The organism is Ensifer sp. GW101-20A05, assembly GCF_059424735.1.
In genome coordinates, this window is the sequence record NZ_JBWKZT010000017.1 from 47525 (window position 1) to 61799 (window position 14275).

At 60.7% G+C, this 14275-nt stretch carries 12 protein-coding genes; 7 read left to right on the forward strand and 5 right to left on the reverse strand.

The features are described from left to right. The first annotated feature begins 3 nt into the window (after window positions 1-3). The 4 genes from AC070A_RS28960 to AC070A_RS28975 all read left to right on the forward strand — a co-directional run bounded on the left by AC070A_RS28960 (window position 4) and on the right by AC070A_RS28975 (window position 5402). A complete protein-coding gene (locus tag AC070A_RS28960; RefSeq protein WP_113736931.1) occupies window positions 4-1641 on the forward strand; it encodes a hydantoinase B/oxoprolinase family protein in 1638 nt (545 codons plus the stop codon). 72 nt (window positions 1642-1713) lie between these two features. Next, window positions 1714-2919 (forward strand): pyridoxal phosphate-dependent aminotransferase, encoded by a 1206-nt coding sequence (locus AC070A_RS28965; protein WP_057248674.1) that lies wholly within the window; start codon window positions 1714-1716, stop codon window positions 2917-2919. Between the two features lie 78 nt (window positions 2920-2997). Next, window positions 2998-3906: a 5-dehydro-4-deoxyglucarate dehydratase gene (kdgD, locus tag AC070A_RS28970; RefSeq protein WP_057248675.1), complete on the forward strand. Its 909-nt coding sequence runs from the start codon at window positions 2998-3000 to the stop codon at window positions 3904-3906. Between the two features lie 62 nt (window positions 3907-3968). After that, window positions 3969-5402: an aldehyde dehydrogenase family protein gene (locus tag AC070A_RS28975; RefSeq protein ID WP_113736930.1), complete on the forward strand. Its 1434-nt coding sequence runs from the start codon at window positions 3969-3971 to the stop codon at window positions 5400-5402. A gap of 334 nt (window positions 5403-5736) precedes the next feature. On the opposite strand, the gene AC070A_RS28980 is transcribed toward AC070A_RS28975, so the two are convergent. Next, window positions 5737-6831 carry a nucleotidyltransferase family protein gene (locus AC070A_RS28980; protein WP_057251579.1) on the reverse strand — a complete coding sequence of 365 codons (1095 nt, stop codon included), beginning with the start codon at window positions 6829-6831 and terminating at the stop codon, window positions 5737-5739. Window positions 6832-7394: 563 nt separating this feature from the next. After that, entirely contained in the window at window positions 7395-8351 is a 957-nt protein-coding gene (locus tag AC070A_RS28985) for a LysR substrate-binding domain-containing protein (RefSeq protein WP_492383635.1), read from the reverse strand. An 87-nt stretch (window positions 8352-8438) separates the two neighbouring features. Here AC070A_RS28985 and AC070A_RS28990 point away from each other — a divergent pair, with 87 nt between their 5' ends. Genes AC070A_RS28990 through AC070A_RS29000 form a run of 3 tightly spaced genes read left to right on the forward strand, consistent with a single transcriptional unit; the run spans window position 8439 to window position 10906 of the window. Beyond that, complete coding sequence (locus tag AC070A_RS28990) at window positions 8439-8918, forward strand: RidA family protein (protein ID WP_057251578.1); 480 nt, start codon at window positions 8439-8441, stop codon at window positions 8916-8918. Continuing rightward, window positions 8912-10108 carry an aminotransferase class V-fold PLP-dependent enzyme gene (locus AC070A_RS28995; RefSeq protein ID WP_440661875.1) on the forward strand — a complete coding sequence of 399 codons (1197 nt, stop codon included), beginning with the start codon at window positions 8912-8914 and terminating at the stop codon, window positions 10106-10108. The genes AC070A_RS28990 and AC070A_RS28995 overlap by 7 nt, the downstream gene beginning before the upstream one ends. A 15-nt stretch (window positions 10109-10123) precedes the next feature. After that, entirely contained in the window at window positions 10124-10906 is a 783-nt protein-coding gene (locus AC070A_RS29000; RefSeq protein WP_113736929.1) for an SDR family oxidoreductase, read from the forward strand. 1445 nt (window positions 10907-12351) lie between these two features. Here the strand turns inward: AC070A_RS29000 and AC070A_RS29005 are convergent. From AC070A_RS29005 to AC070A_RS29015, 3 genes are read right to left on the reverse strand one after another with little or no spacing between them, the layout of a single operon-like run. Then, on the reverse strand, window positions 12352-13392 hold the full coding sequence (locus AC070A_RS29005; RefSeq protein ID WP_112996603.1) for a Gfo/Idh/MocA family protein: 1041 nt from the start codon (window positions 13390-13392) through the stop codon (window positions 12352-12354). A gap of 18 nt (window positions 13393-13410) precedes the next feature. Then, window positions 13411-13860: a type II 3-dehydroquinate dehydratase gene (gene aroQ / locus AC070A_RS29010; protein ID WP_113736927.1), complete on the reverse strand. Its 450-nt coding sequence runs from the start codon at window positions 13858-13860 to the stop codon at window positions 13411-13413. Between the two features lie 27 nt (window positions 13861-13887). Further along, window positions 13888-14256, reverse strand: a complete 369-nt coding sequence (locus tag AC070A_RS29015) for a 5-carboxymethyl-2-hydroxymuconate Delta-isomerase (RefSeq protein ID WP_113736926.1) — start codon at window positions 14254-14256, stop codon at window positions 13888-13890. Window positions 14257-14275 lie beyond the last annotated feature (19 nt).

Genomic DNA, 14275 nt, shown 5'->3' on the forward strand with positions numbered 1-14275 from the left:
TCCATGAAAACCAATGCACTTTCCGACGTCCACATGCAGATCATGTGGAACCGGCTGATCTCCGTGGTCGAGGAGCAGGCCGTCACGCTGATCCGAACCGCCTTCAGCACCAGCGTACGAGAATCCGGCGACCTGTCCGCCGGCGTGTTCAACCGCGGCGGTAAGATGATCGCCCAGGCGGTGACCGGCACGCCCGGCCACGTCAACGCCATGGCGGAAGCCGTCGGCCATTTCATCCGCGATATCGGTCCGGAGAACATCTTCGAAGGTGACGTCTACATCACCAATGATCCCTGGAAGGGCACCGGCCACCTGCACGACTTTACCGTCGTCTCGCCGAGCTTTCGCAACGGTTCTTTGGTCGGCTACTTCGCCTGCACCGCGCATGTGGTGGATGTTGGCGGCCGTGGCTTCGGCCCGGATGCAAACGAGGTTTACGAGGAAGGCATCTTCGTCCCGATCATGAAATTTGCGGAGCGTGGCAAGGTCAACAAGGATCTCGTGAACATTCTCCGCAACAACGTGCGCGAAAGCCATCAGGTGGTCGGCGACGTCTACTCGCTCGCGGCCTGCAACGAGATCGGCCATCGCCGCCTGATGGACATGATGGACGAGTTCGATCTTGCGGATCTGGAAACGCTGGCCGACTTCATCTTCAATCGCAGCTACGATGCGACGCTGGAGCGGATCGCGGCCCTGCCGAAGGGCTCCTATTCCAATGTAATGCGCGTCGATGGCTATGGCTCGCCGATCGATATCGCCGTTCGCCTTGAAGTGGCCGACGACCATATCCTAGCCGATTTCGACGGCACGTCGCCGCCGAGCCCGAAGGGTATCAACTGCCCGTTCATCTATTCCGCAGCCTATGCCTGCTATGGTCTGAAGTGCTCGATCGCGCCAGAGATTCCGAACAATCACGCATCCCTGCTGCCGTTCCGCGTCATAGCGCCGGAGAACTGCATCCTCAACGCGCAGCATCCGGCGCCTGTATCTGTGCGTCACGTCCTCGGCCATCTCGTTCCCGATGCCGTGCTCGGCGCCGTGCACAAGATACTGCCGGGCCGCGTGCCGGCGGAAGGGGCGGGCGCGCTCTGGAACCTGCATGTCAGCGTACGCCCGCTGCAGGGCGAGAAGGCCCCGGCCGACGGCGGTCAGCGCGCCGAAGTGCTGCTGTTCAACAGCGGCGGCGCCGGTGCGCGTTCGACGCTTGACGGCCTGAGCGCGACGGCATTCCCGAGCGGCGTGCACTCAATGTCGATCGAGGCGACGGAGCATGTCGGCCCGGTCATCTTCTGGCGCAAGGAACTGCGCGACGGATCGGGCGGCGCCGGCCAGTTCCGCGGCGGCCTTGGCCAGGTCGTGGAAATCTCGCCGACCGAAGGTCACGAGATTCATTTCAACGCCATGTTCGACCGCGTCGAGCATCCGGCGCGCGGCCGTGAGGGCGGCGAGAACGGTGCCCCCGGAGCCGTGCTGCTCGATGACGGCACACGCCTTACGTCGAAGGGACGGCAGCATGTGCCGGCGGGGCGCCGGCTCATCCTCGAGCTTCCCGGCGGTGGCGGCTATGGTCCGGCCGATAAGCGCGATCCGGCTGCCGCCAAGCGTGACAGTGCTTTCGATTACGTCGTCGCCAGATAGTCCTCCCGGGGACCGGGCGAGGCGAGAGCGTCGTCCGGTCCCAAATGCCAGATCAATTCAAGGAAGCCGGAGATGAAGTTCGAAAACAAGCGCGCTGGGGGCATCAAGTCGTCCCCCAGCATGGCGATCGCCATGGCCGCCAAGAAACTGGCTGCCGAAGGCCGCGACATCATCGATCTGTCGCTCGGCGAGCCGGATTTCGAGCCGCCAGCCCACGTCGCCGACGCAGCCTGCGAAGCCATTCGCAAGGGCAGGGTGCGCTATGGCGTGCCGGCGGGTATGGAAAGCCTGCGCGCGGCAATCGTCAGCAAGTTCAAGACGGAAAACAGGCTGGATTATGCCATCGACGAGGTGATGGTCGCAAATGGCGCCAAGCAGATCCTGTTTGACGCGTTCCTCGCGACGCTGGAAACCGGTGACGAGGTCATCATCCCCACGCCCTGCTGGGTATCCTACGGCGATATCGTGTCCCTGCATGGCGGCGAGCCGGTCTATGTCAATTGCGGGCCTGACGCCGGCTTCAAGATCACCGCCGAGAGGCTGGAGGCGTCGATCACGCCGAAGACGCGCTGGCTGATGCTGAATTCGCCGTCCAATCCGACGGGCGCAATCTATTCCGCCGATGAATATCGCGCGCTTGCGGAGGTGCTCGCCCTCCATCCGCAGATCCTGGTGCTCTCGGACGAGATCTACGAGCACATTTTGTTGAAGGACGTACCCTTCGCATCCTTTGTGTCGGCCTGCCCCGAACTGCGTGACAGGACGCTGATCGTCAACGGTGTCTCAAAGGCCTATGCGATGACCGGTTGGCGTGTGGGCTATGCCGCCGGTCCGAAAACCCTGATTGCCGCGCTCAACAAGATGCAGTCGCAGAGCGTGACATCCGTCTCGACGGTGGCGCAGGTGGCGGCTCTCGCCGCGCTGACAGGTGACCAGGCTTTCGTCGCGAAAGCGGCGGAAACCTTCGCCGGCCGGGCGAAGATCGTTTCGCAGCGCCTTGCGCAGATCGACAAGCTCGATTTCACCCCGCCGGATGGCGCCTTCTATGCCTTCATCGGCGTTACAAAGCTGCTCGGCCGGACGACGGCGGAAGGAGCGGTGATCGCCGACGACATGGCCCTTGCCTCCCATCTGCTCCAACAGTTCGGCCTGTCGAGCGTACCCGGCGCCGCGTTCGGCGCGCCCGGTTTCATCCGCCTGTCAATTGCGGCATCCGACCGCGAGCTGGAGGGTGCCTGCGACCGCCTTGCCGCGATGGTGCGGTCGCTCGCGGCCTAAGGAAGCGTCCCCCAGCCAACCAGATCAACCAGGGGCATCGGCATTCCCCGATGCTTCCTTCAAAGGAGGGTCACACCCATGAAAACTGAAGAATTGAAACATGCGCTTGGCGCCGGTCTGCTTTCATTCCCGGTGACGCATTTCGATGCGGAGGGCAATTTCAACGCCAAAAGCTATGCCGAACACGTCAACTGGCTTTCCGGCTTTGAGGCGGCCACGCTGTTTGCCGCTGGTGGTACGGGGGAGTTCTTTTCGCTGGCGCCGGAGGAAATTCCGCAGATCGTCCGCGTCGCCAAGGAAGCCGCCGGCAAGACGCCGATCGTCTCGGGTTGCGGCTACGGCACCAATATCGCCGTCTCGATCGCCAAGTCCGTCGAAAAGGCCGGCGCAGACGGCATCCTGCTTTTGCCGCACTACCTCATCGATGCGCCGCAGGAAGGGCTCTACCGGCATATCAAGGCCGTGTGCCAGGCCACGGGTATGGGCGTGATGGTCTATAATCGCGACAATTCCGTTCTGCAGGCCGATACGCTGGCGCGCCTTTGCGACGCTTGCCCGAACCTCGTCGGCTTCAAGGATGGCACCGGCGACATCGGCCTCGTGCGGCAGATCACCGCCAAGATGGGGGACCGCTTGACCTATCTTGGCGGCATGCCGACGGCCGAACTCTTCGCTGAGGCCTACCTTGGTGCAGGCTTTACCACCTATTCTTCGGCGGTCTTCAACTTCGTGCCCGGCCTCGCCATGGATTTTTACAAGGCATTGCGCGCGGGCGAACGCGCCAGGTGCGAGAAAATCCTGATTGATTTCTTCTATCCGTTCATGGCGATCCGTAGCCGTGCGAAGGGCTATGCCGTCTCGGCCATCAAGGCCGGGGTGCGGCTCCAGGGCTTCGATGCCGGTCCGGTTCGCTCGCCACTCCATGACCTGACACCAGAGGAAATGGCTATGATGGACGCCCTTATCGGAAAACATAAGCGTCAGTGAGAAAAGTGGGCCGCCTTCGCGCGGAGGCGGCCCTCGTCGCAGAATGAAAAAGGGGAAAGCCCATGACCATCCACCAGAACCTGATTGCCGGCGAATGGGTCGGCGGTGACGGGGTTGCCAACATCAATCCCTCGAACACCAATGACGTGGTCGGCGAATACGCCCGTGCGTCTGCCGACGATGCGCGTGCTGCGATCGCCGCTGCCAAGGCTGCGTTCCCGACCTGGTCGCGCTCCGGCATCCTCGAGCGCCACGCGATCCTGAGGAAGACCGCCGACGAGATCCTTGCCCGCAAGGACGAGCTCGGAAGGCTGTTGTCGCGCGAGGAAGGCAAGACGCTTGTCGAAGGCATCGGCGAGACGGTGCGTGCCGGCCAGATCTTCGACTTCTTCGCCGGCGAATGCCTGCGACTGGCGGGCGAAGTACTGCCCTCGGCGCGACCCAACATCGGCGTCGAGATCACCCGCGAGCCGGTCGGCGTCGTCGGCATCATCACGCCCTGGAACTTCCCGATCGCCATTCCCGCCTGGAAGATCGCGCCGGCGCTTTGTTACGGCAACACCGTCGTCTTCAAGCCGGCCGAACTGGTGCCCGGCAGTTCCTGGGCGATCGTCGACATCCTCCATCGTGCCGGCCTGCCGAAAGGTGTGTTGAACCTCGTCATGGGCAAGGGCTCGGTCGTCGGCCAGGCGATGCTCGACAGCCCGGATGTGCACGCCATCACCTTCACCGGCTCGACCGGCACCGGCAAACGGGTGGCGCTCGCCTCGGTCGAGCACAATCGCAAGTACCAGCTGGAGATGGGCGGCAAGAACCCGTTCGTCGTGCTCGACGATGCCGATCTCAGTGTTGCGGTCGAAGCGGCGGTCAATTCCGCCTTCTTCTCCACCGGCCAGCGCTGCACCGCGTCGTCGCGCCTCATCGTCACCGAGGGCATTCACGACCGCTTCGTGGCCGCAATGGGCGAACGGATCAAGGGGCTGACAATCGACGACGCGCTGAAGGCCGGCACCCATATCGGCCCGGTGGTCGATGAGGGCCAGCTCAACCAGGACACCGACTACATCGCCATCGGCAAACAGGAGGGCGCGAAGCTCGCCTTTGGCGGCGAGCTGCTGAAGCGCGACACGCCCGGCTTCTACCTGCAGCCAGCGCTGTTCACCGAGGCGACCAATCAGATGCGCATTTCGCGGGAAGAGATCTTCGGGCCGGTGGCGTCCGTCATCCGCGTCAGGGACTACGACGAGGCGCTCGCGGTGGCCAACGACACCCCCTTCGGCCTGTCCTCCGGGATCGCCACCACCAGCCTCAAGCATGCGACCCATTTCAAGCGCAATGCCGAGGCCGGCATGGTCATGGTCAACCTGCCGACCGCCGGCGTCGATTTCCACGTGCCCTTTGGCGGCCGCAAGGGCTCGTCCCACGGCTCGCGCGAGCAGGGACGCTACGCCGCCGAATTCTACACCACCGTCAAGACCGCCTACACGCTGGCTTAAGTGACTGGTTGTTGCTGTCCGGGTTCGTTGATTGAAGAAATGCTGTCATGAACCAAATTCGGCGTCTTGCGTGAACGCTGGACGTGGGCGCGTTCTCGTTATGCGCTTCCAAAATCGCATAATGTATCGACTGGAATGCTGTTTTTCGTGGCCGGTTTTTTAGTCACCCGCACGGCCACCGGCGTTGATGCCCACGGTGGCTGCTTTAGGGAAGGCTGACAAACGCACGCCGGGGACGCTGTTCGTGTCGACGTGAGACCAGAGGCCGTTGCTGGCGATCCGCGACGCCGACGGCCGTTGCGGCGCGAAGGAGCGGCTTGCGTGGCCGGGGAAGTCATTTGGAACGATCATCAGCTCTCAACTTTTCCAAGTCAGGCATCTTCGATCCGAGCGCCTTACCAAGCGCCTTCACACCTTTGGCTGATAGCCTCAAGAGGCCGTTGCAAAGGCCTTCCTTCCAAGAATCTCCCCGATCCCACGCCTCTTCCCAAGCATCGACTAACTCGTATTCGTGGCGCGTCTCTACTAGGGCTTCGAATAGTAGGGAGGCCTGCACCAGGTCTTTGTCCGATTTCACGCGTCCTAGCGTGTCAGTGAGCCTTCTCGAGGCAACGATAAGCTTATGGACGGCATACCGCTCGGGAGCGGGGACCAGGACGTTCACGCCTTCGCGGAAGAGAAGCACCGTGCGGACAGGTTCGTAGATCAGGAAGTCCAGGAACCGGAGGTTTTCTGCCGAAGCGCCGCCGAGGGCGGGCATGGGAGACGGCTTGCCCGTGTATTCGTCCGATCCTCGGTTTCCAGTCAGGAACTCCACTCGGTAGCCCCTACCGTTCTGGAAGGCGACCACCTTGGCTTTGTCCGCTTGGTGCGGCACGGTCCGGAAATCAGGATCGACCGACTGGAGGATATCTAGAATGGGCGGAAGGCTGTCCTGCACCCCGGCCGAGATCGCGAAGTCTTGCGCGAAATCCGCGTCGCCTGTCTGCATGGCAGACGAGGGCAGTCGGACGCCAAGCATCCCCGCATAGGTGCTGAATGCCACCGACCCAATCAGCACCGCACGTAGCCGGAACAAGCCGGCGTCGGCAAGCGCCTTCGTGATATCGCCCGCGAAGGTGTCGGGACCGGGGAGACCGGCACGACGTAGCGTGCTCACCATGCGCCTCCGCTCCCGGAGATCGTCCTTGATCTGCTTGTGCGCCTTCACCCGTGCCGTGATCTCTTCGTCGCTTTCTGGACCGACATAGCTTCGCTTGTATTTGCCCTCGCCATCTGGGAGGTCGAAATACCAGTAATTGCGGTCTTTGACGGTCACGGTCACGAACCATCCTTCCATGGGGAAGTCTGCCAAAAACTGACCGTCGAGCGTCCGTTGCGTCAGCTCCGCGAACATCGTCCGATAGCTGATGTCGATCTCTCTCATCATTGGCATTTCGTCCTTTTGAAAGCGCCGACAAGCGCAGCGATCTGCCTGACGCGCGCTTCCCTTTGACCAAAGTCGTGGTCGCTCATCTTGGTCGCCGTTATAATTTTCTGCCAAGAACTTATAACGCTGTGAGCAAACTGTCAATGTTATAAGTTTCTGCCAAAGCATTATAACCGACGCGCCGTCGGGACCCCGACGATGGATCAGCTCGACAGCGGCTTGCGCACATTGGCGGGAATGCTAAACACGCGCGAGGAGGAGCTCTATTCCACGGAATGAATGGCACCGAATACGGGCCGTACTGATTATCGTCTTCTGGGTGTGCCGGGCAGGGTAGTGACGCTCGAGGTGATAATGGTGGGCCCGGCAGGACGCGAACCTGCACTACCCGAATGCCGCCGTATGTTTACGAACTTAACAAACTTGACGAATTTCCTCTGTCTTGAGGTTAAAGCCGGCCTGCATGTTCATCCAAAATTCGGGCATTGTGCAGAAATACTTGGTGGGGCGCGCCAAGAGGTATCCGCCGGCAGATCTTACCGCTGGGACGGCGATTGCATCGATCAAAAAATGGTGCCGGACGTTCTCTGCGCCGATGGGGTCATTTCGTTTTTCAACCAGCTGACAAGAGCGTCTATCGCTGGAAGTTTCCTCGAGAGCGGGTCGAAGGCTGCCCAGTACGCTGCTTTCTGTGAGCTCAAGGAAGCTGACAAGGGCCTGACCAGCCGCCCCGTCCGAATATGCTCCCGAACAAGAAGGCCTCGCCCCATGGCGACACCCTGACCATCAAGAGCAGCTTGCAATACAATGTTGTAGTCGGTCAGGCGGGTCTGTTTGGCCTTCTCAAGTGGAAATCCGGCTGCCTCCGACCACAGCTGCCATTCGAGGCCGCTCTTGGCCTGCAGTATCTCATGGTTGAGAAGGTCCAGGGGGGATTGAAACTGGGAGCCGTCTCCGTACAGCGCCGGGCTCAACACCGGAGACAAATCTTCGTTTGCGAGGTGCACACAGGACTGCTTGCTCGCGCCAAAATCGCCAAATCGAATCGCGATATCCGCTTCTCCGCGCCCTACATCGACAATTCGCAGGGTCGGATCCAATTCGAGTTCGATCGCTGGATGGCTCTTGAGGAAACCGCCAAGTCTGTTGACCAGCCAGTTCGCGGCGAAAGAGGGGAGCAGGCTCACACGCAACCTGGTCTGCCCGGATCGCGAGCGCACCCTCGCGGTGCCCTCCGACAGCACAGTGAAGGCCTCGTCGACGGTGGCAAGAAACATCGTGCCTGCCTCGGTCAGCTCTATGCTCTTACTCTTGCGACGAAAGAGTGGAGTACCCAGAGCACTCTCGAGCTGCTTGATGTGGTGGCTCACCGCGCTTTGCGTAATTAGCAGTTCCTCGCCCGCCAATCGAAAGCTCCCTCGATTTGCTACCACCTGGAAGACCCTGGCCGCGGAAAGGGGTGGGAGGAATGGGGAACTGCGCAACGTGCCGATGCCTCGCGGATGAATGACGGCTGACATTAACGAATTCGATCGCAGGGCGCAAAGCTTTGAATTGGCGGGCTCCTCGGATTTCTTTCATGAAGCAAGAAAGAAAAGGAGAAAGCGATGACGATTTCCATCCGTGAAAAACTGGCTACTCTTGGCCTAGAACTGCCCGCACCGACTACTCCGGCTGCGAACTACATTTCGGTGGTCCACACGGGCAACCTCTTGTTCATTTCCGGTCAGATCAGCAAGGCCCCGGATGGTGAGATCATTGCAGGCACCCTGGGTGCGGTCATATCTCACGAGCAGGGGGTGCAAGCGGCGCGTATCGCAGCCCTCAACCTTCTCGGACAGATCGCTGCCAATACAGACGGCTCGCTTTCGTCTGTCCGTCGCATCGTGAAGCTTGGCGTATTCGTCGCGGCAACGAGCGAGTTCAAGGATCAGTCGAAGGTTGCAAACGGTGCCTCCGACCTGATGGTTGCGGTGTTCGGCGAAGCCGGGCAGCACACGAGGGCCGCCATTGGTGTCAGTTCGCTTCCCTCGGGGGCAGCCGTCGAGATCGATGCGGTTGTGGAACTGGAGGAGACCAGGTGCTGACCGACGCAAAAATCGACAGCCTGCGCAACGACACACCCGGCTGCGCCGAGCGGAGGCACTTCAATCACGCCGGAGCTTCGCTCCCACCGAGGCGGGTCACCGAAGCAATTGTCGGACACTTGATGCTGGAATCGACGCGAGGTCCGATGGAAGCTGCCGCACTGGTTGCGGACGAACTCGCGATGCTTCGTACCAACGCTGCCAAGTTCATCGGCGCCGACGAAGGCGAGGTTGCGTTCGGTGGATCGGGGTCTGCCCTTTGGGGGAGCGTGTTTGCCGCGTTGCCACAGCTGAGGTCGGGCGAGCGCATTCTAATTGGCCGACAGGAATGGGGCGGTAATGTCGCATCGATGCAGCGTGCGGCAAGCCATGCCGGGGCAAGTATCGAGACCATTCCCTGCAGGGAAGACGGCAGTGTCGATCCGAACGCTCTTTCCGCAATGATCGACGACAAGGTGCGCATGATCTCGCTTACATGGCTTCCTGCCAACGGGGGACTGATAAACGACGCCGAAGCCATCGGGCGGGTGGCCAACGCGGCTGGCATCCCATACTTCGTCGATGCCGGGCAGGCACTTGGTCAGCTCCCTATCGATGTGTCGAGGATAGGTTGCGATGTTCTCAAGGCGGCCGGCAGGAAATACGTTAGAGGGCCGCGCGGAACGGCTCTTTTGTACGTTCGCTCTAAGTTCCTTGAGAAGCTCAATCCCCGTTTCGTCGATGTGAGCTCCGGCCCTCTGGTGAATGGAAAGGTCGAGTTGAGGAAAGACGCCCGTCTATTCGAAACATCCGAAGCGCCTATATCACTGCTTCTGGGGCTCGGCGAAGCGATCGCGCTGGCTTCAGAGTTGGGTGTCGAGGCGATCCAAGTCCGCATCGCCCTCCTGGCAACCCAGCTTCGGGAAGGGTTGAAGCGCATTCCGGCGGTTGAGGTGCGCGATCTCGGGGAGAAACAGTCGGGCCTTGTTTCTTTCACCGTGGAGGGAATTTCGGCATCGGTTGTGAGAAGCAAGCTAGCCGAGAAGAGTATCTCAATCGGGGCAAACGGCATACCCTACACGCCCTTCGACATGACCGCGCGCGGACTACAGGAAATAGCCCGAGCCTCGGTCAGTTACTTCAATACCGCGGGGGAGGTCGATGGCCTCGTCTATGCGGTTGAACAAATCGCAAAAGATGCAAACCAATAGAAGGACGGAACTGCGATGGATCTGGGAATAAAGGGCAAGCGTGCGATCGTCTGCGCGAGTTCAAAAGGGCTGGGCAGAGGCGTGGCGCAGAAGCTTGCGGAGGCGGGCGCGATCGTTACCCTGAACGGTCGTAGCCGGGACACGCTGGAGGCCACCGCGAGGGAGCTACGCGAATTGGCAAACGCCGAAGTCTATGCCGTGGTCGCCGACGTAACGACCGTGGAAGGACGGCAAGAGCTTCTCGAAGCGGAACCGAAAGCCGACATCCTCGTCACCAATGCAGGGGGACCGCCGCCTGGGCTATGGTCTGATTGGGAGACGAATGAATGGTTGAACGCACTGAACGCCAACATGCTGACCCCAATCTTGCTGATGAAAGCGGTTCTGCCCGGCATGATCGGTAGGAGCTGGGGGCGCGTCGTCAACATCACCTCCGCATCAGTAAAGTCACCGATCCCGGAGTTGGGCCTGTCCAACGCATCGCGCAGCGGACTGACCGGTTTCGTGGCAGGGACGGCGAGGCAAGTCGCGAAACATGGCGTAACGATCAACAACCTCCTACCAGGGTCGCATGAGACGGATCGTGTAGCCGTGCTTCTCCAGCGAAGGGCAGAAATGAAGGGCATCTCAATCGACCAGGCGCGGCAGGAGGCGCATGCGGAGAATCCGACCGGGCGCTTCGGCACGATTGAGGAGTTCGGCGCTACCGCGGCATTTCTTTGCAGCCAGTACGCAGGCTATATTGTCGGCCAGAATATCCTGCTCGACGGTGGCGCTTTCAGGTCGACGCTTGCTTGAGTTCCAACGTCTCGCGGCATGCGGCCCATTTCGCTAACTGCAATTCATGCTCGCAGACAGACGACATAATGGATGGAACCCGAACGGGAACGACACTCACTCAGAGGTCGTTCCCGTGCGGCGTCCAGATGGACTTTCCTTTGTAGCATCACCTGTCCGGTGATCCGCACCTGACCCGACTATTCTTTTTGAGCGACCGCCTCACGCAGGCCCTGCGGGCAGAAAAAAACAAGGTCTTTGGCGTCCGCGCCTGCCGCGTTGGATCAATCCAGGATAGGCGTGCAGTCGCAAACTCTAGTTGACAACATATTTCTAATATATCATAAATTGCAATCGTAGGCACTTTGGGGAAGTCGTCACACGGGCTAAGATTCAGTCGGTTGCGTAACTCGGCGAAATCTATTGCCCAAATGGGGTTGCTTTCACTTGAACTCGAGCTGCGAGCAGGGCGAGTTCTACAATTTTCATTAGCGAAAGAAGACAGGGCACCCAGGACGGATGGCGCCTCCAGCAGCGGCGCGCATGCGGCGAATGACGCCCCCGCCAGGGCGACGGCTGCTGCTGCTGTCAGGCGGCGGGCGCCGGATACCAGGATCCCGACCGCCACGGCCATGGTGAACAGAAATGCATTGATGCCGAGCGGCCGCTGGAAGAGCAGGGCGTCGGCCAGCGCCACAAGTACAAGTCCGACGACTGCGCTGGCGTTTCCGCTCCGATCCTGAATGACGGCGTTATCGATTGATGTCATCAACTGTTATCTCCTTGATGCTGTCGCCGGCCGTGGCGAATTCTCGCGCGCCCTCGCGACCGGAAAGGCGGGGCGTGCAATTGGCTTGCGAAAGCAGCCACCATCCGTCTTTGCGGAGGCGATATGGAACTCGGGGGAAGGGGAAGAAAATCTCGGTCTGGGTCATGACAACAGCATGCCGCCCGGATTTGCAGATTCCGTGCAGCCCGTTGGGAATGTTTCAGGAGCATCGGGCTTTCACCGGTCGAGAAAGATCGTTGCTTGTCTGTATCCAGCGCGTGTGTAAGGAAATGCTTGTTGGCGGGTGCGATCAAGGACGCGCTACCGAACGAGGCGGCATGCCTTGCGCTGCTGGGCAGGAGCAGCGAGGCCAAGCTGGCTGCCTGCGCACTGCCTGCCGACTTCGCAGCTGCTCTCTATGCTCGTCTTATGGCTGACCGTATGTAGCTTGGACGAAGACGCCGCTCTGTGGCCGGACGGATTGCGTAACGCGCGAGTTGCAGTCTGACCGGCTTAGAAATGACAGGGCCGCACGTTCGATTCCTCTCAAGAACAGGGTGTTTTAGATAATTGTCTCATCGAGACCACGAATGCAGCCGTCAGAAGCGCGACAAACGCCTGAACACCGATGTCAGCCTTCAAAACGACACCTACCAGATCTTTGGGGTGATCCCCACGCTGAATTTGGCCGTCATGCTTAGTCTAGGACGATGCGTTCGCCGCTTGCTGCGGATTGCTTGACGGCCATAATGACCTTCAATGTGTTCAGCCCCTCGCGCCCGCTGACCAGCGGCGCTTCATCACCACGGATCACCTTGCAGAATTGCCGGATCTGCAGCACCAGCGGGTCTTCGTCCTGAACGGCGACGCGGTGCTTTTCGAAGGGCTCCCACCAGCTGCGTTTTATACCGTTCTTCCACACGTCGAGCGACGGGATAGTCAGGGATCCGTGCGTCCCGCCGATCAGATAGCATACCTCTTCCGTTTTCGGGTAGGCTGGGTTTTCACCCGCCGTCATCTCCCAGCTCCAGGGTGCGACGACGGAGTCCGAAACGGAAGCCGTCGCAAGAAGACCGCTCGCGAATTCCATCAGGATCACTGAGGTCTCCTCGACGACATTGCCGCGGACGGCGCTGGATTCGCTCGCCTGGACGGCAACGATGTCGCCGAAAAGGTAGCGCAGGTTGTCGACGTCGTGGATCAGGTTGAGGAAGATGGGGCCGGCTCCGGCCTGGCGCCGCCAGTCCATGTCGAAATAGTCGTCCGGCTTGAACAGCCAAAACATCGCGTTGGCAACGAGGATGCGGCCAAGCGCGCCGCTGTCGATGATCTCTTTCGCCTTCTGGATCATCGGATTGTGGCGGCGATGGTGCCCGACCAGAAGCGGAACGCCGGCGGCTTCCGCCGCGCCGATCAGCTTTTCACCGGCCGCAATATCATCGGCGATCGGTTTTTCGATCAGCGCCGGCACCCCGGCGGCAACGGCTTCGAGACCGTTGGCAACATGGACCTGGTTGGGCGTCGCGACGATGATGCCGTCGGGACGATCCGTCTCGATCATTGCCGCAAAGCTCGGAAACCATTTAGCGCCAGATTCATGCGCGATCTGCTGCCCGAGCGGCGGCATTGGATCGACGACAGCCAAAAGTTCCGCCTGCGGCTCGGCAAGCACATGCTGGATATGTCGCTTGCCGATCAGGCCGGCGCCGAGCACCGCAAGCCTTACTTTCCGATCCATGTCGAAAACCCCTCGCCGTCACTTCTTCGCGGCAGACGTGATCAGGCTTGCCACCCGGCGGATCGCAAGCTGATAGCCTTCTGTGCCAAGACCGGCGATCACGCCATCGGCGCGGTGCGAAACGAAGGAATGATGGCGGAAGGCTTCGCGCTTGTGGACGTTGGAAATATGCACCTCGATCACCGGCTGCTCGAAGGTGTTCAGCGCGTCGAGAATGGCGACGGAGGTATGGGTGAAGGCGGCTGGATTGATGACGATGCCGGCCCCGTCCTCGCGGGCTTCGTGGATCCAGTCGATGATTTCGTATTCACGATTGCTCTGGTGAAAGCGGATGTCGTAACCGAGTTCAGAGGCGAGCCTGCGGCAATCGGTTTCGACATCAGCGAGCGTCTCGTGGCCGTAGATATCTGGCTGGCGCTTGCCAAGCAGATTGAGGTTCGGGCCGTTGAGGACGTAGATCAGGCTCATTCTTCTTCCTTTCGAATTGCCGGAGGGTCACGGCAGTGTGGTCTCATGGATCGCAAAATCGGGATCCGACTGGATAAGATCGGCACGCAGAGCGCAGCGCCCCTCATCGAGTGCCGGACGTGCGACGCTTTCGGCTGCGTCATAGACCATCTGCAACATCGCTCGCTTTTCGGCCGCCGAGCGTCCGGGCGCGACGCGCAGGATGATCTGCACGAACTGATTGGCTGGATGCTCGTCGGCGACCAGAGAATGCGTGGCCTCGCGCGCAAAGGTGCGCACGGCATTCGACTTGACTGCGCCGCTGTCACGCACACTGCGATGAACGGCCTTCACCAGCGCCGGCATGTCGATGCGGCTCCCGGCTCCCTCGCTGTATTCGATCACGATGTGCGGCATCCTGTCCCTCCTTCGCCAG